This window comes from Micromonospora sp. NBC_01412 (genome assembly GCF_045040215.1).
GTDB lineage: Bacteria > Actinomycetota > Actinomycetes > Mycobacteriales > Micromonosporaceae > Micromonospora > Micromonospora rubida.
Genome location: NZ_CP109528.1, coordinates 5027169 through 5046859 on the forward strand (window position 1 = coordinate 5027169; position 19691 = coordinate 5046859).

The following is a 19691-nucleotide window of genomic DNA, read 5'->3' on the forward strand; positions in this document are numbered from 1 at the left end:
GCCTCACCCCTGCGCACTGCCCCTGGCCTAGGGCGGTGAGTGCAGATTCCGGGAATTAGTGGCCTCGCAACTGGCCGAGGCCACTAATTCCCGGAATCTGCGCAGGACGTGGGGTCGGGGTGCGGGGTGGGGCGGTGGGCTGCGGGGGCGCGCCGGGTGGGCCCCGAGTTGGCAACCGTTCGCGGACTCGGCTAAAGTTCTCATCCGTCACCGGTTAACGCCGGAGACAAGCGGACGTAGCGCAGCTGGTAGCGCATCACCTTGCCAAGGTGAGGGTCGCGGGTTCGAATCCCGTCGTCCGCTCGGAGCTGCCGCCATGCATGTCGGAGGCAACCTCGGTGGAGTGGCCGAGAGGCGAGGCAACGGCCTGCAAAGCCGTGTACACGGGTTCAAATCCCGTCTCCACCTCGGCAAGTTGACGAGGGCGATTGGCGCAGTGGGAGCGCGCTTCCTTGACACGGAAGAGGTCACTGGTTCAAACCCAGTATCGCCCACCAGTAGTTGACAGGCTGTGCGACCCGTTACTGGAGTTCCGGTAGCGGGTCGTTTGCTGTCCGGGTCGTTTACGCGAGGGCGTGGCCCGGGGCTCGTGGTCGTTTCCCGGGAGTGAGCGCCCCCGCCAGCCGGGCTTCCCGCTCCCGCTCCGGTGGAGCGCTTCCTGGCGCGCCGCCGGGAGGATCACGCCGGGCCGGGACGGCCTGGACGGTGCCAGCTGGCCGGTTGTACTGGAGCAAGGCCTACCAGTGGCGGGTGATCGTCAAGAACGGCGGCAACGAGGTGTCGTCGCCGGGCTCGACGCTGCTCACCTCCGTGCCGCAGCCGGAGATCACCTCGCGGATCGCGGGCGCGACGACCGCGGCGTGTGACCGCGAGCCGGCAACGTGCTGGTCACCTACCCGGACGGGCAGCAGGGCGCGCAGCCGCCGTACCGTCTCGGCCGGGGTGCCGAGCTGCAACGTCGCCTCCGCCAGGTCCTCCTCGGCCAGCAGGTATCGCTCGGTCAGCGCGGCGACCCGACCCGCCGTCAGCGGGGACAGCGGCACGTCGGCCAGCGGGTCACCGCGCCACATGTCGACCGCCACGGTCAGCTCGGCCTGCGCCATCGCGGCGTCTCCGACGGCCAGGCAGGCTCGTCCCCGGGAGGCGGCGGCATCGAACCGATCCACGTCGCGCTCCTGCTGGCGCACCCGCAGCAGGTAACCGCCCGCGTCGGCGACGATCCGCGGTGGCGTGTCGGGGGCGTCCAGCAGGCGGCGAAGGCCGAGCACGTAGGTGCGTAGGTTGGCCAGGGCCGAGGCCGGTGGCTCGTCGACCCACAGCGCCGCGATCTGCTGCGCCGCCCCGATGACCTCGTTGGGCATCAGCAGCAGGGTGGCCAGCAGCTGCCGCTGCTTTCCGGAGCCGAGCGGCACCCCGGCGTGCCAGCGGTGAACCAAGTCGGCGGGGGCGGCGGCCCGTCGTACCACCGGTGCCGTGGCGGCCGGGTATGGGGACAGCCAGATTGAAGTACCGTCTGCACTGTGTTCGATGAAACGCTCCATCCGGCCTGGCGCAGACGCTGATCCGGTGTCCGACATGGCTGGTCAGGGGAGCGGCGACGCGCCCGAGCCCGTTTCGGCGCAACTGCGCCGTCTACGCGAGCAACTCGGTCTCACCCAGCGGGACCTGGCGGTGGCCGCGAAGGTCAGCATCGCGGCGATCCGTGACCTGGAGCAGGGGCGCACCCGGGTGCCCCGCGCCGCCACCCTGCACGCGCTCGCCCACTACCTCAGCGCGGCGGGGGCGGACGACGCCGCCACGCTGAGGCAGGCGGCCCCGGCGGCGCGGTCGCGGAGGGCGCAGCCCCCACAACCGGCCGGTGCCCGGCCCCTGACCGTGGCGGCGCTCGGCCCGCTGATCCTTCGGCACGGCGGCACCGAGCTGCGGCTCGGTTCGGCGAGACACCGCTGTCTGCTGGCCCGGCTGGCCCTGGCCGGGGGTGAGGTGGTGGGACGCGACGAGTTGATGGGCCTGCTGTGGGGCGAGGACCGCCCGCCGTCCGCGTTGAACCTGCTGCACAGCTACGTCGGCCGGCTGCGCCGCCTGTGGGGGGCGGAGGGGACAGGCGTCCTGGTCGCTGCCGGCAGCGGATACCGGCTGGCGCTCGACGCCGACCATCTCGACCTGCTGCGCTTCCGTGAGCTGGCCGAGGCCGGCCACACCGCCGACGATCCCGCGCGGGCGCTGGGGCAGCTGCTCGCGGCGGCCCGGTTGTGGCGCGGCGAGACCGATGTGGAGCAGCTGCGCGGCACCCCGCTGGTCGCCGCCCTGTTCGAGCAGTACGCGACGCTGCTGTGTCAGGCCGCCGCGCTCGGCCGCCAACTGGGCGAGCAGGAGCAGGTGTTGCCGCTGCTGCGAGAGCTGGCGGAGCGGCTGGAGCTGCACGAGCCGTTGCACGCTGAACTGATCATGGCGGCGGTGGCGTCCGGACGGCAGGCCGAGGCGCTGGCCGCGTACGACCGGGTCCGCCGGGCACTGATCGAACAGCTTGGCGTCGATCCGGGGCCGCAGCTCCGCTACGCGTACGAGGCGGTGCTCCGGCAGCAGTGGCCACCGGCCGTCGCCCCGTCGCCTCGGCCGACCCCGATCCGGCAGGTGCCGGCGGGGCCGTCCGATTTCGTCGGCCGCGAGCGGGAACTGGATCGGATCGGCGCGGCGCTGGCCCGTTCCGTCCCGGCGTCGATGCGGGTGGTGCTGATCAGCGGCTCGGCCGGGGTCGGCAAGACGGCGCTGGCGCTGACCCTGGCGCATCGGCTGCGCGACGAGTATCCGGACGGTCAGCTGTACGCCGACCTGCGCAGCGGCACCAGCGGGCCGGCGACGCCGATGGAGGTGCTGGGACGCTTCCTGCGCGCGCTCGGGGTGCCGGCCGGCCGGATAGGGCCGGACGAGGAGGAGGCGTCGGCGCTGCTGCGCAGCGCCCTGGCCGATCGCCGGATGCTGCTGGTGCTGGACAACGCCCGCGATGCGGCGCAGGTGCGGGCGCTCCTGCCGGGCCCGGGCGGCAGCGACGCGCTGGTGGCGAGCCGGCGCAGGCTGCCCGACCTGTCGCCCTGGCTGATCGTCGACCTGGCGACCCTGTCCACGGCGGACGCCGTCCGGCTGATGGACTCGACCGTGGGCGCGGGCCGGGTGTCGGCCGATCCGGAGTCCGCCCGCGAGTTGGCGGCCGCCTGCGGCCAGTTGCCGCTGGCGCTGCGCATCGCCGCCGGAAGGCTGGCCAGCCGACCGGCCTGGACCACGTCGGAGCTGGCCCACCGGCTGCGCGACGAGAACCACCGGCTGACCCAGCTGAGCGCGGGTGATACCAGCGTGCTGGCCAGCTTCCAGCTCAGCTACCAGGACCTGAGCGAGTCGGTCCGTCGGGCGTTCCGGCTGTGTGCCCTGCATCCCGGGGACGACTTCGGCGTCGAAGCCACCGCGGAACTGCTCGGCGTGGACCAGGTGGAAGCTGACCTGGTGCTGGGCGAGTTGCTGGACGCCAACATGCTGCTGCAGTACACCGCCGAGCGATTCCGCTTCCACGACCTGCTCGGGCTGTACGCGGCGCGGCTGCTGGGGGAGGAGGACCCGGCCGACGCCGACGCCGCCCGGAACCGGCTGCACTCCTGGTCGCTGCGGACGGCCACGGAGGCGGTCGAACTGCTCAACCCGGGCATGGTGCGGCTGGTCGCCAGCTCCGGCGGCGGACCCTTCGCCGACCAGGAGGCGGCGCTGCGCTGGTTGGACGCGGAGGCCGGGGCGCTGCTGGCGCTGGTCGAGCAGGCGGCCGACGGGGCTCGGCCGCAGCTGAGCTGGCTGCTCGCCGACCAGCTACGCGGGTACTTCCTGATCCGTCGACACGTCGACCGCTGGCTGCGTACCGCCGAAGCCGGGCTGCGGGCGGCCACCGCGGCGGCCGACCGGGCCGGCCGGGCGGCGATGCTGCTCAGTCGCGGTCAGGCGATGTGGGCGTTGGGCCGGCACGCGCAGGCGTTGGCCGACTACCGGGCCGGCGAGCGGCTGTCCCAGGGCTCGGACTGGCCGGCGGCGGCCCCGTACCTGTGGCACAACATCGGCGTGGTGCGGGCCGAGCAGGGGCGCCTGGACGAGGCGGAACGCGGGTACCGGGAGGCGCTGCGGCTGTGCGGCGATCGTACCGAGCTGGCGGCGGTGCGGGCGCTGGCGCTCAACGGGCTCGGCGCCATGTACGCCGACCAGGGCCAGCTGGCGGAGGCGGCGGAGTGCCTGCGCGACGCCCTGCGGATCAACGCGGCCGCCGGTCGGACGGCGTCGGTGCTGTCCACCCGAGGCAACCTGGGCATGGTGTTGCGCCAGCTCGGTCAGGAACGCGCGGCCGAGAAACACCTGACGGCTGCGCTGGCCGGCTACCGGCGCCGGTCCAACATGCACGGTGAGCTGTCCACCCTGGACGAGCTGAGCCAGCTCTACGCGCAGCGCGGTGACGCGGCGCGGGCACTGAGCGCCGCCCAGCAGGGGTACGACCTCGCGGTGATCGTCCGGGACCAGCGGGCGCAGGCGGCGCTGTTGTGCACGCTGGGGGAGGCACGTCGGGCCGGCGACGACCCCGCCGGGGCGCTGCGCTTCCTTCGGCAGGCGCTGGACATGGCACGCCAGAACGGCTATCCCTACTTCGCCGCGCGCGCACAGGTGGGGCTGGCCGTCGTGCACCTGGGCCTGGGAGCGCACGGGCTCGCCCGAGGCTGCGCGGCGGAGGCCCGTGAGCTGGCGACGACGCACGACTTCCGGATGGTCGAGGCGGATGCGCTGGCGGCGCTCGCCCGCTGCCTGGCCGCGACCGACGCCGACGAGGCGCCGGCGACGGTCGCGGCGGCCGTCGCCGCGTACCGGGCTGCCGGCGCGCAGGTGCTGGGCGAGCGCCTCCGGGACCTGCTGGCGGCAGGCCGCTGACCGTCGTCCTGGCCCGCCGGAATGCCTCTCTGTGGCGCGGCCAAGGTGGCTGCCGGCCGGGCCTGGGAGTGGCCTGTACCGACCTTGTACGGAGCCTGTATCCACCTGCGGCGATGTAGCGATAGCTCCTGCCTGCCCACCTGAGCTGGGCGGTTGTTCGGGGTAGCTGTTGTCCGATGGGGAGCAGAAGCGCCATCGGAGGGCGGGCCCGGTCGCCACCTACAGCGGCGGGGTGACGTCCCGGCGCTCCTCGACCCGGCGGTACTCCACCGGCTCGGTGGTGGTGACCACCTCGCGGCGGCGGCCCCAGACCAGCGTGGTCATGACGAGGCCGAGCACGCCGGCGGCCATCAGGATCCAGCCGACGACGTCCAGGTTGACGCCGCCGAGGTTGGCGTCGAGCGCGAACGTGAGGATCGCGCCGACCGCGATCAGGAAGATGCTTGTACCGATACCCACGACAGCCTCCTTCGGGGGATGCAGTGTGCTGTCGATGGAGGGAAGTACCCCGTGGGTGGACCGCGTAACCGGCCACCCGGGAGGTGGTCCGCGCAGCTCTTCCCGCGGCGGTACCTTCTGGTGGCGGTCGGACGCCGGTGGGCCGGTGCCGCCGGCGATCTTGTCGTCGGGTACAGTTCACCCGTCGCCGAGAGTATCGGCGACACGCGGACGTAGCGCAGCTGGTAGCGCATCACCTTGCCAAGGTGAGGGTCGCGGGTTCGAATCCCGTCGTCCGCTCGCGATCCGCCCCGTCGGGGCCGACCGCCGCCGGCCCCGGCATGTCCGGTCCGGCTGCCCGCGGGCGATTGGCGCAGTGGGAGCGCGCTTCCTTGACACGGAAGAGGTCACTGGTTCAAACCCAGTATCGCCCACCAGAACGCACGGTTCTTCCTTCGCTCTCTCGGCCGCCGGCCGGCCGCACTCGTCATGAGGGCGTCCACGCCCAGGTCGGCGGGTGGGTCGGCGTGGGTCGGGACGGTGTCGGGGAGTCCTCGTAGACTCGCCCGATGACTTCCCCCAGCGACACGCTCACCGAGACTCCGCTGGGCGTGCTCCGCCGGGTCTTCGGCTACGACGCCTTCCGCGGCGAGCAGCAGGAGATCATCGACCACGTGGTCGGCGGCGGAGACGCCCTGGTCCTGATGCCGACCGGCGGCGGCAAGTCGCTGTGCTACCAGATCCCCGCGCTGGTGCGCGACGGCGTCGCGGTGGTCGTCTCCCCGCTGATCGCTCTCATGCAGGACCAGGTCGACGCGCTCACCGCCGTCGGGGTGCGGGCCGGCTTCCTCAACTCCACCCTCGATTTCGACGCCCGGCGGCGGGTCGAGGCGGCGTTCCTCGCCGGCGAGCTGGACCTGCTCTACCTCGCCCCGGAGGCGCTGGGCAGCCGGGCCACCGTCGGGCTGCTGGAGCGCGGCCGGATCGGGCTGTTCGCCATCGACGAGGCGCACTGCGTGGCGCAGTGGGGCCACGACTTCCGCCCCGACTACCTGGCGCTTTCGATGCTGCACGAGCGCTGGCCCGCCGTGCCCCGGATCGCACTGACCGCCACGGCCACCGCCTCGACCGCCGCCGAGATCGCCACCCGGCTCGATCTCACCGGCGCCCGGCACTTCGTGGCCAGCTTCGACCGGCCCAACATCCAGTACCGGATCGCCCCCAAGCGCGAGCCCCGCAAGCAACTGCTCGACCTGATCCGCACCGAGCACCCCGGCGACGCCGGCATCGTCTACTGCCTGTCCCGGGCCTCGGTCGACAAGACGGCCGAGTTCCTGGTCGCCAACGGCGTCTCCGCGCTGCCGTACCACGCGGGCCTGGACGCGGCCACCCGGGCCGGGAACCAGAAGCGGTTCCTGCGCGAGGACGGCCTCGTCATGGTCGCCACCATCGCCTTCGGGATGGGCATCGACAAGCCGGACGTGCGGTTCGTGGCCCACCTCGACCTGCCCCGCTCGGTGGAGGGCTACTACCAGGAGACCGGCCGCGCCGGCCGGGACGGCCTGCCGTCGAACGCCTGGCTGGCGTACGGGCTCCAGGACGTCGTGCAGCAGCGCAAGATGATCGACTCCTCGGAGGGCGACCTCGCCCACCGGCGGGTGCTCGCCGCCCACCTCGACGCGATGCTGGCCCTCTGCGAGACCGTGGAGTGCCGCCGGGTGCGGCTGCTGAGCTACTTCGGCCAGGACAGCGGGCCGTGCGGCAACTGCGACACCTGCCTGGAGCCGCCCGAGTCCTGGGACGGCACGGTCGCCGCGCAGAAGCTGCTGTCGACGGTGCTGCGGCTGCACCGGGAACGCAACCAGAAGTTCGGCGCGGGGCAGTGCGTCGACATCCTGCTCGGCCGGCGCACCGAGAAGGTGACCCAGCACCGCCACGACGCGCTGACCGTGTTCGGCATCGGCGAGGAGTTGAGCGAGGCCGAGTGGCGGGGCGTGGTCCGGCAACTGCTCGCCCAGGGCCTGCTCGCCGTCGAGGGCGACTACGGCACCCTGGTCCTCACCGACACCAGCGCCGAGGTGCTGGGCCGGCGCCGGTCGGTGCCGATGCGCCGCGAGGCGGCCAAGCCGGCGCGGACCAAGGCGGCGAAGACCCGCCCCGGCGCGACTCCGGCTGTCGAGCTGTCCCCGGCGGCCGAGCCGGTGTTCGAGCGGCTGCGCGCCTGGCGGGCGGCAACCGCGAAGGAGCAGGGGGTGCCCGCGTACGTGGTGTTCCACGACGCGACGCTGCGTCAGATCGCCGTCGACCCGCCGTCGACGCTCGACGACCTGGCTCGGGTCAACGGGGTGGGGGAGGCCAAGCTCGCCCGGTACGGCGAGCAGATCCTCGTCGCCCTCGCCGGCTGACCTCCGCGAGCGGGCCGGTCGGGCGGTTCTGCCATCGGCAGATCCGCTTCCGGTGAACACCGTTGCCGCCCCGGCCGGTGGGCCGGCACGGTGGGCGGATGAGACTTCTGATGCTGGGTGGCACGGGCTTCGTGGGCGGGGCGACGGTCGGCGAGGCGGTGCGCCGAGGCTGGTCGGTGACGGTGTTCAACCGAGGGCTGCACGGCGCGCCCCCGGCGGGCGTACACCTGTTGCGGGGTGACCGGACGGCGCCCGACGGCCTGGCCGCGCTGGCCGGCGGCGAGTGGGACCTGGTGGTCGACACCTGGGACGGCGCGCCGCGCGCGGTGCGGGACGCGGCCCGGGCGCTGCACGGCTCGGTGGGCTGGTACGGCTACGTCTCCAGCGGCTCCGTCTACGCGCCGCCGTTCTCGCTCGGTGCGGCCGAGGACGCGCCCGTCGTGGCCGCCGAGCCGGACGCCACCGGCGGCGGGTACCCGGAGCTGAAGGCCGGCGGCGAGCGGGCCGCGGTGGAGGTGTTCGGCGACCGGGCGCTGCTGGCCCGGGCTGGGTTGATCCTCGGGCCGGGCGAGGACATCGGGCGGCTGCCCTGGTGGCTGACCCGGATCTCCCGGGGCGGCGACGTGCTCGCCCCCGGCCCCACCGACCTGCCGGTGCAGTACGTCGACGTCCGCGACCTGGCGATCTGGCTGCTGGACCGGGGCGTGGCGGGCGACGGCGGGGCGTACAACGTGGTGTCGCGGACCGGGCACGCGACGATGGGTGAGCTGCTCGACGCCTGCGTCGCGGCCACCGGGTCGGCGGCCCGGCTGCGCTGGACCGCGCCGGAGCCGATCCTCGCCGCCGGCGTGGAGCCCTGGAACGACCTGCCGATCTGGATCCCCGTCGGGCACGAGTACCGCATGCTGCACGAGCGGGCCGTCGAGCGGGCGTACGCGACGGGGCTGACCTGCCGGCCGGCGGCCGAGACCGTCGCCGACACCTGGGCCTGGCTGCGCGAGGTGGGGACGGTGCCGCCGCGCGCCGGCCGCCCGCCCCGGCAGGCCGTGGGCCTGGACCCGCAGCGGGAGGCGGAGCTGCTCGCAGCGGCCAACTGAGTCCTCTCTGGCGCCGCCCGTCACATAGCACGGACGGTGAACAGCGGCGGCCCGGCGGCTCAGGCCCGGGCTACCGGCAGGTCCAGCACCTCGTCGACGCTGCGGCGCGGGGTCGGCGATCCCGGCTGGCCGTACCCGATGCGCATCACCATCTGCGGGGTGCCGAACCGGCCCAGGGACAACCGCAGCGCCTCCCGCGCCCCCGGCACCTCGATCGGCTGGGAGAGCATCGACACGCCCAGCCCGGCGTCGGTGGCGGTGAGCAGCACCCGTTGCAGGGCCTGGCCGGCGATGACCTGGTCGGTGGTGGTGTTGCCCGTCGCGCCGAGCACGGCGACCAGAGGCTCCGGCTCGAAGTCCCGCCCGGGAGCCCGGTCGCGCCCGCCGAAGCCGCGACTGGGCAGCAGGTCCTGCGGTTCGCCGAGCGGGCCGCCGGCGGCGGCCGGGATCCCGTCGGGGGCGGGCGCGGTGCGTACCCAGTCGGCCAGTTCGGCGCGGTAGGTGGGGTCGCGCTCCAAGACCCGGTTGGCGCTTCGGGCGATCTCGGCGAACGCGTTCACGGCGCTGACCCCGATCACCAGTTCCAGCCAGCCCTGCTCGGCCCGGGCCGCCTCGCCGAGCCGCCAGCGGGCGTCGGCGGGCACCGGGTCGGGCCAGAACGGGGTGCGGTGGCTGAACCGGTGCGGGATGGCCGCGTACAGGCTCTGCTCGACCGGGGTGGGTCGGCGTGGCACGTCGGGGGTGAGCCGGGCGAGCACGTCGGTCTTCGTCGGGTACGGGCGCAGCCGCACCTTCGCGGGGGTGCCCGCCACGGCAAGGGACAGCCGCAGGTTGAACAGGGCCGCCCCGCAGGCGATCCGGGCGCCCCAGCCGCTGGGGTCGGTGGCCGGCAGTTGGCGCTCGCGGTCCACCGCCACCTCGATCCCGCCGTCGCGCAGCCGGAACCGCCACGGCTGGGTGTTGTGCATCGACGGCGCTCGGACGGCGTCCGCCGCGGCGGCCCTGAGCTGCTCGACGGTGAAGTCGGTTTCCATGGTGATGCTCCTTCCCGTGGCAGTTCCTGCCGCCCCGTTCGGTCTACCTCCACGGTGCGTGACAGGGGCGGTGTGCGGGCAGGGCCGGATGTCCCCTCTGCCCCGGGACCCCCTGCCCAGGCGGCCTGCGGTCGCGTCGGGACCTTCGGCCCGTGCGGGTGGCGGCGCGAGGGGGTAGAAATGGGGGATGATCCGGGTGTTCCTTCTCGACGACCACGAGGTCGTCCGTCGTGGCCTTGCCGACCTGCTCACCAGCAGTGGCGACATCGAGGTGGTGGGTGAGTCGGGCTCCGCCCAGGAGGCGGCCCGCCGCATCCCCGCGCTGCGGCCCGACGTGGCGATCCTCGACGCCCGGCTGCCCGACGGCAACGGCATCGACGTGTGCCGGGACGTCCGCGCAGTGGACTCGTCGATCAAGGGCCTGATCCTCACCTCGTACGAGGACGACGAGGCGCTGTTCGCGGCGATCATGGCCGGCGCGTCCGGCTACGTGCTCAAGCAGATCCGCGGCACCGACCTGGTCGACGCGGTGCACCGGGTGGCCGCCGGGCAGTCGCTGCTCGACCCGGCGATCACGACCCGGGTGCTGGAGCGCATCCGTAGCGGCGTGGAGCAGCCCAGCGAGCTGAAGTCCCTCACCGAGCAGGAGCGCCGCATCCTGGAGTACGTCGCCGAGGGGCTGACCAACCGGGAGATCGCCGGCAAGATGTTCCTGGCCGAGAAGACGGTGAAGAACTACGTCTCCAGCGTGCTGGCCAAGCTGGGCCTGGAGCGCCGCACCCAGGCCGCAGTCCTGGCCACCCGCCTCCTCGGCCAGCACCACTGACCCACCACCCCCACCCCACCCCCACCACCCCGCCCCCACCCCACAGCCCGCGTCGATCTTGCACTTGCGGCCCCGGCAAAGGGTGCGAAAGGGGCATGTCGAGGGCCGCAAGTGCAAGATCGCGAGGCCGGGCGGGGCGAGGCAGGGCGGGGCACAGGGCAGGGCAGGGCAGGGCGGGGCGGGGCGGGCGGCAGGGTGGTGGTCAGTCGTCGCGGAGTGGGACCGTCCAGTGCAGTTCGGTGCCGCGGGGGATGGCCGGGCGTACCGCGAACTCGCCGCCGTGGCGCTCGGCGCGCTCGCGGAGGTTGACCAGGCCGCCCCGGGCGGCGGCCGGATCGCAGCCCCGGCCGTCGTCGGTGACGGTGACCGTGACCCAGCCGCCGTCGACCCGGACCGCCACCGCGACCCGGTTGGCCTCGGCGTGGCGGACCGCGTTCGACAGCGCCTCGCGCAGCACGGCGGTCAGGTCGGGGCGGATCGGCTCGGGGACGGCGCTGTCGATCGGCCCGGTCAGCTCCAGCGTCGGCCGGAAGCCCAGCGACCCGGCGGCCACGTCGACCGCCTCGCGGATCTCGGTGCGCAGTGCCGCGCTCATCGGGGTACGCAGCTCGAAGATGGTCCGCCGGATGTCCCGGATGGTGGCGTCCAGGTCGTCGACGGCCGCGTTGATCCGCTTGGCCACGTCGGGGCGGGCGTTCATCGCGCCGCTCTGCAACTGCAGGCCGGTGGCGAACAGCCGCTGGATCACCACGTCGTGCAGGTCACGGGCGATGCGCTCGCGGTCCTCCAGGACCACCAGCAGCTCCCGCTCCTCCTGCCCCCGGGCCCGCTCCATGGCCAGCGCGGCCTGCCCGGCGAAGCTGCCCAGCAGCGCCACGTCGTCGTCGGTGGCGCCGCCCCGGTCCGGCCCGTACGCGATCACCAGGACGCCGTGCAGGGTGTCGGCGGCGGCCAGTGGGGAGACCACCGCCGGCCCGGCGGTCACCGGGGCCGGCCAGGGCGCCGCCTCGGCCAGGTTCTCCACCAGCTCGTGCCGCCGCCCGGTGACCGACCCGGCGAAGGCGGTCTCGGCGGCCGGCAGCACCGACCCGACCAACTCCCGGGCCCGCTCGTCGGCACCGTCGACCACCTCCACGGTGAACTCGCCGGCGTCCTCGTCGTAGAGCAGCACCACGGCCAGCTCCGCCTCGGCGACCTCCCGGGCGCGGCGGGCCACCAGCGTCAGCGCGTCGGTGCGTCGCACCTCGCCGAGCAGCACCGAGGTGATCTCGGCGGTGGCGGCCAGCCAGCGTTCCCGCCGGTGGGCCAGCGCGTACAGCCGGGCGTTCTCGATCGCCACGCCGGCCGCGGCGGCCAGCGCCACCACGATCTCCTCGTCGTCCTCGGTGAACTCGACGGCGCCCTGCTTCTCGGCCAGGTAAAGGTTGCCGAACACCTGGTCGCGGATGCGCACCGGCACGCCCAGGAAGCTGTGCATCGGCGGGTGGTTCGGTGGGAAACCGTACGACAGCGGGTGCTTGGTGATGTCCGGCATCCGCACCGGGTGCGGGTCGTCGATGAGCAGCCCGAGCACGCCCCGGCCGTGCGGCAGGTCGCCGATGCTCGCGTGCAGCTCGGGGTCGATGCCGTGCACGATGAAGTCGTGCAGCAGCCGGTCGGAGCCGATCACCCCGAGCGCGCCGTACCGGGCGCCGGCCAGCTCGCAGGCGGACTGCACGATCCGTTGCAGCGTGCTGCGCAGGTCCAGGTCGGTGCCGATGCCGACCACCGCGTCGAGCAGGGCGCGCAGCCGTTCCCGGCTGGTGACCACCTCGCCCACCCGGTCCAGCATCTCCTGGAGCAGTTCGTCGAGCCGGACCCGCGACAGCGGGCTCAGCCCCAGCGACGGGGTGACGTGTTCGTGCATCGGGCTGGCCACCGGCCGATGCTATCGCCCGGTGCCGCGCGGGTCATGGCCCCGGTTACCGGGCGGGGCCTGGCCGTCACGCGCCCGTGGAGCGCACCGCGGAGGTGTCCACGACCTGCTCGGTGGGCAGCCGCGGGGTGTGCGGCGGGCCGGCGTGCGTCGGGTCCGCGATCCCCATCCGCAGCACCAGGTACGGGTACGCCATCCCGGCGAGCACCTGGCGCAGGGCCTGCCGGGTGCCCTCCACCTCCACCACGCCGGACAGCGGCACCATCGACACGCCCAGCCGGGTGGCGGTCAGCCACGCCGCGGAGAGCGCCTCACCGGCCCGCAGCCAGCTGTCCCGCTCGTCCTCGTCGCCGAAGAGCAGCCCGTACACCGCCGTCCGGTCGTGGCCCTGGCCGACCGGCAGGATGCCGGGGCGGCCGAAGTCCCGGCCCGGCACGGTGGTCTGCGGCGCCTGCTCGGGCAGCACCTCGGGCGGCAGGCCGGTGCCGGTGCCGGTGCGGGTCGTCCAATAGGCCAGCTCCTCGCGCAGCTGGGGGTCCTCCGCCTCGACCGACCCGGCGCGCGATGCCGCGGCGGCCAGCTCCATCACCTGGTCGGCGTTGAGGATCTGCAACCGGGCGCCCTCGGCGGCGGCCGCCTTCGTGATGTCGTCGACAGCCGGGGTCGGCACGGGCTCGTCGCTGACGGGCCGCCGGTCGGTGTGCCGGACCTGCATGCACTGCACCGTGTGCATGGCGTCCGGGTCCGCCCCGGCGCGCTTGAAGCCGGTGAGCCGGGCCAGCAGCTCCGGATCGGTCGGGTCGGAGACCCGCTCGACCACGAAGGCCCAGCCCTCGGCCGCCAGTGCCACCCGGGCGTGGTGCAGGGCCGCGCCGCAGCTCAGGGCGACCAGCCGGCCCTCCGGATCGGCGGCGCTCAGCTGGCGTTCCCGCACGACGCGCAGCTCCAGGGCGTCGGGCAGGACTCGCCAGCGCCACGGCTGCGTGTTGTGCACCGAGGGGGCGTGACCGGCCATCGCGGCGGCCTCCGCGAGGGCGGTGGTCAACGCACGGTCCGGCGTCTCGTGGCTCATCGTCACGACCTTTCGTCTCTGCCCATCGTGCCCCAGCCCGGCGGTGCTCCGGGCGGGGTTGCCGCTCCATCCTGCGGCACGGGCCGCCCGGACGCACGGGACGCGGATCTCGTCCCGCCCGGGCACTTCGCCTCCGCCGATCATGGCAGGTCGGACGGATGATTCGTCCGTTGGCATCCTCGCCGGTACCCGTCGTTGAGAGGATCCGCAGGTGGGCACCGAGGCGCGGGAGTGCGTGCCGGAGCAGCCGGTGCGGCGGCGCTGGGCGCGGGGGCGCGAGTGGGGGCCGCTGACCGCGCTGACCGTGGGCGTGCTGGTCGGGGCGGGGCTGTGGCTCGCCGGCCGGCCCACCGCGGCGGACTGGCTGTGGGCGGCGGCGACGGTGGCCGCGCTGGCCCCGGCCGCCTGGTCGACGCTGCGCCGGCTGTGGCACCGGCAGTTCGGGGTGGACGTGATCGCCGTCCTCGCGCTGGCCGGTGCGCTCGTCGTCCGCGAGTACCTGGCCGGCGCGGTGATCGCGCTGATGCTGGCCACCGGCCGCTCACTGGAGGCGTACGCCCAGCGCCGGGCGACCCGCGACCTGCGCGCCCTGCTGGAGCGGGCCCCGCGCTCGGCGCGGCGGCGTCGGCCCGGCGGCGGCATCGAGACGGTCCCGCTGGACCGGGTGACGGTGGGCGACCGGCTGGTGGTCGGCCCCGGGGACGTGGTGCCCGTTGACGGGGCCGTCGAGGAGGCGGCCACCCTCGACGAGTCGGTGGTGACCGGCGAGTCCCAACTGGTCGCGCGGGCGGCGGGGGAGCCGGTGGCCAGCGGCGTGGTCAACGCCGGGGCCGGCTTCGGGCTGCGGGCCACGAAGAGCGCGGCGGCCAGCACGTACGCGGGGATCGTCCGGCTCGCCGAGGAGGCCACCGCGCACAAGGCCCCGATGGTCCGGATGGCCGACCGGTACGCGGCGGCGTTCGTGCCGTTCACCCTGGTCGTGGCCGGCCTGGGCTGGCTACTGTCCGGTGAGTTCGTGCGGGCCGTGGCGGTGCTGGTGGTGGCCACCCCCTGCCCGCTGCTGCTGGCCACCCCGATCGCGATCGTCTCCGGGCTGTCCCGGGCGGCCCGGCGCGGGGTGTTGGTCCGCGACGGCGGCTCGCTGGAGCTGCTTGGCCGGGCCCGGACCCTGCTGGTCGACAAGACCGGCACGCTCACCTCAGGCCGGCCCCACGCCGCCGAGACGGTGGTCGCGCCCGGCGGCGACCGGGACGAGGTGCTGCGGCTGGCGGCCTCGGTGGAGCAGCTCTCCCCGCACGTGCTGGCCGCCGCCCTGGTGCGGCAGGCCCGGGACCGGGGCCTGCCGCTGGCCGAGCCGACCGGGGTGACCGAGGAGCCGGGGCGCGGCGTCAGCGGCCGGATCGACGGGCGGCTGGTCCGGGTCGGCCAGCTCGACGGGGAACTGCCGCAGTGGGCGGCCGGGGCCGCCGAACGCGCCGAGCTGGCCGGGCGGTCCGTGGTCTGGGTCAGCGACGAGCGGGGGCCGCTGGGGGCGATCCTGCTGGAGGACCCGGTGCGCCCTGACGCCCGTCGGACCGTCCGACGGCTGCGCGAGGCCGGCCTGACCCGGCTGGTCATGGTCACCGGAGACCGCCAGGCGACCGCCGAGCAGGTCGCCCGGGCCGTCGGCGTCGACGACCTGCTGGCCAGGTGCTCCCCGCAGGAGAAGGCCGCCCGGGTCCGCCAGGAGGCGGAGCGGGCCGTCACCGTGATGGTCGGCGACGGGGTGAACGACGCCCCGGCGCTGGCCGAGGCGCACGTCGGGGTGGCGATGGGGGCCACCGGGGCGACCGCGTCCGCCGGCGTCGCCGACGCGGTGCTCACCGTCGACCGGCTCGACCGGCTCGCCGACGCCGTGGAGATCGCCCGGCACGCCCGCCGGATCGCCACCCAGAGCGCCGTCGTCGGGATGGGGCTGGCCGTGGCGGCGATGCTGGTGGCGGCGGCCGGGAAACTGCCCCCGGTGGCCGGCGCGTTCCTCCAGGAGGGCATCGACGTGGTGGTGATCCTCAACGCGCTGCGCGCCCTCGGCGGGGGGCTGCGCCGCCGGGACGTCCCGGCGGCCACCGGCGAGCTGCTGGACCGGTACGCGGGCGAGCACGGCGGGGTCCGGGACGTGCTGGCCGGCCTGCGGGACACCGCCGATCTGGTCGCGACCCACCCGGACTCGCCCGACTGCGTGCCCGCCCTCCGGGAGGTCCATCGGCGGCTCGTCGGGCAGGTGCTGCCGCACGAGGCGGCCGAGGAGCAGCACCTCTATCCGGCGTTGGCCGGGCCGCTCGGCGGCGACGAGGCGACCTCGACGATGAGCCGTGGGCACGTGGAGATCCGCCGCCTGGTCGACGGGATCGGCGGGCACCTGGCGCAGGCCGGCGCCGGGCCGCCGCGTCCCGACCAGGTCACCGACCTGCTCGCCACCCTGTACGGCCTCGACGCCGTCCTGCGCCTGCACCTGGCCCAGGAGGAGGAGGACTACTTCTCGCTGCGCGACTGACGGCGCTCGCGGACCACCGCGACCGGGCAGTGGGCGTGCTGGATGAGCTGTTGGCCGACCGAGCCGAGCAGCATGCCGCGCAGCCCGCCTCGGCCCCGGGTGCCGACCACCACGAGCTGGGCGTCCCGGCTCGCCTCGACCAGCGCGCGGGCCGGGCGGCCGGTCACCACGTCGACGGTCACCTCGACCTCGGGGAACGTCTCCCGCCACTCGGCCAGCGGCTCCCCCAGCGCCGCCCGCTCCGCCGCCACCGCGCCGTCGGGGGCGGGGCCGCCGCCCGCCGCCGGCTCCCAGGCCCGCACCACGTGCAGCGGTACGTCCCGCTGGGCCGCCCGCTCGACGGCGAACCCGAGGGCCAGCAGCGACGTCGGCGACCCGTCGACCCCGACCACCACCCGCCCGGCGCGGCCTGCGGCGGCGGCGTCACGGACCACCACCACCGGGCAGTGGGCGTGTGCGGTCACCGACACGGCGGTGGAGCCGACGAGCAGCCCGCCGAATCCGCCGTGGCCCCGGCTGCCGAGCACCAGCAGGCCGGCCTCGGCGGAGCGTTCCTCCAGCACCAGTGCCGGCGGCCCGTCGAACACCTCGCCGTGCACAGTCAACCCGGGCCGCGCGGCGGCGGCGTCGGAGGCGGCCGTGCCGACCAGCTCCTCCACCTGCCGCCGGGCGGTCTCGTCGGGCCAGATGCCGGGGGCCACCCCGGGGCCGATCCACCCGGCCACGGTCACCCACTCGAAGACGTACGCCAGGCGGACCGCCCGTCCGGTGCGCTCCGCCTCGTCCAGCGCCCAGTTCAGGGCGACGGTGGCGTCGGCGGAACCGTCGTAGCCGACCAGGATCTCGTCACTCACCGGGTCCGCCTTTCGTTCGCGACTGCGGGGCTCGCAAGCTCACTCCTCGCGCTCACCGGGTCCGCCTTTCGTTGCCTCGGGGGCCGTCTCCCGGATCCAGCGCCACTCGGCCACCCGCGGGTCGTCCTCGCCGAAGCGGCGGGTGTGGTCGCGGCAGGCCTGCCGGACGTCCACCATCTCCTGGCGCAGGCGCGCGGCCCGGGAGGCCAGGCCCGGCGTCCGGTCGATCACGTCGATCACCAGGTGGAACCGGTCCAGGTCGTTGAGCATCACCATGTCGAACGGCGTGGTGGTGGTGCCCTCCTCCTTGTACCCGCGCACGTGCAGGTTGTCGTGGTTGGCCCGGCGGTAGGTGAGCCGGTGGATCAACCACGGGTAGCCGTGGTACGCGAAGATGATCGGCTTGTCGCGGGTGAAGATGGTGTCGAACTCGCTGTCCGGCAGGCCGTGGGGATGTTCCGACGGCGGCTGGAGGCGCATCAGGTCGACGACGTTGACCACCCGCACCTTCAGCCCGGGCAGGTGCTGGCGGAGCAGCTCGGCGGCGGCCACGGTCTCCAGCGTCGGCACGTCCCCGGCGCAGCCGAGCACCACGTCCGGTTCGTCGCCGTCGTCGGTGCTGGCCCAGTCCCAGATGCCCAGGCCGCGCCGGCAGTGCTGGATCGCCTCGTCCATGGTCAGCCAGTTCGGCGCGGGCTGCTTGCCGGCCACCACCACGTTGATGTAGTGCCGGCTGCGCAGGCAGTGGTCCATCGTGGACAGCAGGGTGTTGCCGTCCGGCGGCAGGTAGACCCGGACAACCTCGGCCTTCTTGTTCATCACGTGGTCGATGAAGCCCGGGTCCTGGTGGGAGAAGCCGTTGTGGTCCTGCCGCCAGACGTGGCTGGAGAGCAGGTAGTTCAGCGACGCCACCGGCTGCCGCCACGGGATGGCCCGGGTCACCTTCAGCCACTTGGCGTGCTGGTTGACCATCGAGTCGACGATGTGGATGAACGCCTCGTAGCTGGTGAAGATGCCGTGCCGGCCGGTCAGCAGGTACCCCTCCAGCCAGCCCTGGCACAGGTGCTCGGAGAGCACCTCCATCACCCGGCCGTCGGGGGAGAGGTGGTCGTCGCCGGCCATGGTCTCGGCGACGAACGCCCGGTCGGTGACCTCGAAGGCCGCGCCGAGCCGGTTGGAGGCCACCTCGTCGGGGCCGAACAGGCGGAACGTCTGCGGGTTGGCGGCGATCACGTCGCGGACCCACTTGCCGAGCACCCCGGTGGCCCCGGCCATCGGTTCGCCGGGCCGCTCGACGTCGACCGCGTACTCCCGGAAGTCCGGCAGGGTCAGGTCGCGCAGCACCGTGCCGCCGTTGGTGACCGGGTTGGCGCTCATCCGCAGGTCGCCCTTCGGGGGGAGCGCGGCCAGCTCGGCTGCCGGGGCGCCGGTGGCGTCGAACAGCTCCTCCGGCCGGTAGCTGCGCAGCCAGCGCTCCAGCTCGGCCAGGTGCTCCGGGTTGTCGCGCACCTCGGAGATCGGCACCTGGTGGGCGCGGAACGTCCCCTGCACCTGCTTGCCGTCGACCTTGTCCGGGCCGGTCCAGCCCTTCGGCGTACGCAGGATGATCATCGGCCAGCGGGGGCGCTCGACCGCGCCGCCGGAGCGGGCCCGGCGTTGGATGTCGGCGATCTCGTCGACCGCCCGGTCCAGGGTGGCGGCGAGGAGCTGGTGCACGGTCGCCGGGTCGTCACCGGCGACGACGTACGGCTGGTAGCCGAAGCCGCGCATCATGTTCAGCAGGTCGTCGGTGGGGATCCGGTCCAGCACCGCCGGGTTGGCGATCTTGTACCCGTTCAGGTGCAGGATGGGCAGTACCGCCCCGTCCCGGGCCGGGTTGAGGAAGACGTTGGACAGCCAGCTCCCCGCGAGCGGGCCGGTCTCCGCCTCGCCGTCGCCGATCACGCAGGCGACCAGCAGGTCCGGGTTGTCGAACGCGGCGCCGTACGCGTGGCTCAGGGCGTACCCCAGCTCGCCGCCCTCGTGGATCGAGCCCGGCACCTCCGGGGCGACGTGGCTCGGGATTCCGCCGGGGAAGGAGAACTGGCGGAACAGCCGCTGCATGCCCGTCTCGTCGCGGCCGACCGAGTGGTACCGCTCGCTGTAGGTGCCTTCCAGCCAGGTGTTCGCCACCAGGGCGGGGCCGCCGTGCCCGGGGCCGGTGATGAAGATCGTCGGTAGCTTCCGGTCGACGATGATCCGGTTGAGGTGGGCGTAGAGCAGGTTCAAACCGGGGCTGGTGCCCCAGTGGCCGAGCAGCCGCGGCTTGACGTGCTCGGGTCGCAACGGTTCCCGCAGCAGTGGGTTGTCCAGCAGGTAGATCTGCCCGACGGTCAGGTAGTTGGCCGCCCGCCAGTACGCGTCCAGCCGGCGTAGCTCGTCTTCGGTCAGGGGACTGTGCAGGTCTACAGCGGTGTCCATGCTGCGTTACCCTCTCGCGGATCGGGGATTTTCGCATCCGGTGTCCCGGCTACCCGGCACGTCCAGCCTCGTCGCCCACCCAGGAAGCGGGCAGGGCCGTTGGTCCC

Annotated in this window: 12 protein-coding genes and 5 tRNA genes; 10 read left to right on the plus strand and 7 right to left on the minus strand. The window is 74.2% G+C overall.

The genetic code is table 11. The features are described 5' to 3' along the window. The first annotated feature begins 230 nt into the window (after positions 1–230). The 3 genes from OG617_RS22975 to OG617_RS22985 all read left to right on the plus strand — a co-directional run bounded on the left by OG617_RS22975 (position 231) and on the right by OG617_RS22985 (position 497). A tRNA-Gly gene (locus OG617_RS22975) sits at positions 231–303 on the plus strand. Positions 304–337: 34 nt separating this feature from the next. Beyond that, a tRNA-Cys gene (locus OG617_RS22980) sits at positions 338–408 on the plus strand. A gap of 14 nt (positions 409–422) precedes the next feature. Then, positions 423–497, plus strand: a tRNA-Val gene (locus tag OG617_RS22985). A 240-nt stretch (positions 498–737) separates the two neighbouring features. On the opposite strand, the gene OG617_RS22990 is transcribed toward OG617_RS22985, so the two are convergent. Further along, complete coding sequence (locus OG617_RS22990; protein ID WP_405095065.1) at positions 738–1541, minus strand: BTAD domain-containing putative transcriptional regulator; 804 nt, start codon at positions 1539–1541, stop codon at positions 738–740. A 34-nt stretch (positions 1542–1575) separates the two neighbouring features. On the opposite strand from OG617_RS22990, the gene OG617_RS22995 reads away from it, so the two are divergent. Continuing rightward, positions 1576–4950: a BTAD domain-containing putative transcriptional regulator gene (locus OG617_RS22995; RefSeq protein ID WP_405103903.1), complete on the plus strand. Its 3375-nt coding sequence runs from the start codon at positions 1576–1578 to the stop codon at positions 4948–4950. A 219-nt stretch (positions 4951–5169) separates the two neighbouring features. Here the strand turns inward: OG617_RS22995 and OG617_RS23000 are convergent, their stop codons facing one another. Then, entirely contained in the window at positions 5170–5409 is a 240-nt protein-coding gene (locus tag OG617_RS23000; RefSeq protein ID WP_161692301.1) for a DUF6458 family protein, read from the minus strand. A 206-nt stretch (positions 5410–5615) separates the two neighbouring features. Between OG617_RS23000 and OG617_RS23005 the strand changes: the two genes are divergently transcribed. From OG617_RS23005 to OG617_RS23020, 4 genes are all read left to right on the plus strand, one after another. Further along, a tRNA-Gly gene (locus OG617_RS23005) sits at positions 5616–5688 on the plus strand. Between the two features lie 62 nt (positions 5689–5750). Then, positions 5751–5825 (plus strand) — tRNA-Val (locus tag OG617_RS23010). 132 nt (positions 5826–5957) lie between these two features. After that, positions 5958–7793 (plus strand): DNA helicase RecQ, encoded by a 1836-nt coding sequence (gene recQ, locus OG617_RS23015; RefSeq protein ID WP_405095066.1) that lies wholly within the window; start codon positions 5958–5960, stop codon positions 7791–7793. A gap of 98 nt (positions 7794–7891) precedes the next feature. Further along, a complete protein-coding gene (locus tag OG617_RS23020) occupies positions 7892–8890 on the plus strand; it encodes an NAD-dependent epimerase/dehydratase family protein (protein WP_405095067.1) in 999 nt (332 codons plus the stop codon). A 59-nt stretch (positions 8891–8949) separates the two neighbouring features. On the opposite strand, the gene OG617_RS23025 is transcribed toward OG617_RS23020, so the two are convergent. After that, positions 8950–9924, minus strand: a complete 975-nt coding sequence (locus OG617_RS23025) for an Acg family FMN-binding oxidoreductase (protein WP_405095068.1) — start codon at positions 9922–9924, stop codon at positions 8950–8952. 187 nt (positions 9925–10111) lie between these two features. Here OG617_RS23025 and OG617_RS23030 point away from each other — a divergent pair, with 187 nt between their 5' ends. Next, positions 10112–10750 carry a response regulator gene (locus tag OG617_RS23030; protein WP_405095069.1) on the plus strand — a complete coding sequence of 213 codons (639 nt, stop codon included), beginning with the start codon at positions 10112–10114 and terminating at the stop codon, positions 10748–10750. A 202-nt stretch (positions 10751–10952) separates the two neighbouring features. Here the strand turns inward: OG617_RS23030 and OG617_RS23035 are convergent, their stop codons facing one another. Next, the gene (locus OG617_RS23035; protein ID WP_405103905.1) at positions 10953–12656 is read right to left on the minus strand and encodes a GAF domain-containing protein; all 1704 of its coding nucleotides are present in this window, start codon (positions 12654–12656) and stop codon (positions 10953–10955) included. 76 nt (positions 12657–12732) lie between these two features. Further along, a complete protein-coding gene (locus OG617_RS23040; protein ID WP_405095070.1) occupies positions 12733–13737 on the minus strand; it encodes an Acg family FMN-binding oxidoreductase in 1005 nt (334 codons plus the stop codon). 211 nt (positions 13738–13948) lie between these two features. Here OG617_RS23040 and OG617_RS23045 point away from each other — a divergent pair, with 211 nt between their 5' ends. Further along, positions 13949–16270, plus strand: a complete 2322-nt coding sequence (locus OG617_RS23045; RefSeq protein WP_405095071.1) for a heavy metal translocating P-type ATPase — start codon at positions 13949–13951, stop codon at positions 16268–16270. Here OG617_RS23045 and OG617_RS23050 read toward each other — a convergent pair. Both OG617_RS23050 and OG617_RS23055 read right to left on the minus strand, forming a co-directional pair. Continuing rightward, positions 16249–17124, minus strand: a complete 876-nt coding sequence (locus tag OG617_RS23050; protein ID WP_405095072.1) for a universal stress protein — start codon at positions 17122–17124, stop codon at positions 16249–16251. The two genes, OG617_RS23045 and OG617_RS23050, sit on opposite strands and share 22 nt — an antisense overlap. Before the next feature lie 39 nt (positions 17125–17163). After that, positions 17164–19584: a phosphoketolase gene (locus tag OG617_RS23055; RefSeq protein ID WP_405095073.1), complete on the minus strand. Its 2421-nt coding sequence runs from the start codon at positions 19582–19584 to the stop codon at positions 17164–17166. Positions 19585–19691 lie beyond the last annotated feature (107 nt).

Bases quoted from the DNA above. Each gene is read 5' to 3' on its own strand.
- OG617_RS22995 (WP_405103903.1), top strand. From the start codon at position 1,576: ATGGCTGGTCAGGGGAGCGGCGACGCGCCCGAGCCCGTTTCGGCGCAA.
- recQ (WP_405095066.1), top strand. From the start codon at position 5,958: ATGACTTCCCCCAGCGACACGCTCACCGAGACTCCGCTGGGCGTGCTC.
- OG617_RS23035 (WP_405103905.1), bottom strand. From the start codon at position 12,656: ATGCACGAACACGTCACCCCGTCGCTGGGGCTGAGCCCGCTGTCGCGG.
- OG617_RS23025 (WP_405095068.1), bottom strand. From the start codon at position 9,924: ATGGAAACCGACTTCACCGTCGAGCAGCTCAGGGCCGCCGCGGCGGAC.
- OG617_RS23020 (WP_405095067.1), top strand. From the start codon at position 7,892: ATGAGACTTCTGATGCTGGGTGGCACGGGCTTCGTGGGCGGGGCGACG.
- OG617_RS23055 (WP_405095073.1), bottom strand. From the start codon at position 19,584: ATGGACACCGCTGTAGACCTGCACAGTCCCCTGACCGAAGACGAGCTA.
- OG617_RS23040 (WP_405095070.1), bottom strand. From the start codon at position 13,737: ATGAGCCACGAGACGCCGGACCGTGCGTTGACCACCGCCCTCGCGGAG.
- OG617_RS22990 (WP_405095065.1), bottom strand. From the start codon at position 1,541: ATGGAGCGTTTCATCGAACACAGTGCAGACGGTACTTCAATCTGGCTG.
- OG617_RS23030 (WP_405095069.1), top strand. From the start codon at position 10,112: ATGATCCGGGTGTTCCTTCTCGACGACCACGAGGTCGTCCGTCGTGGC.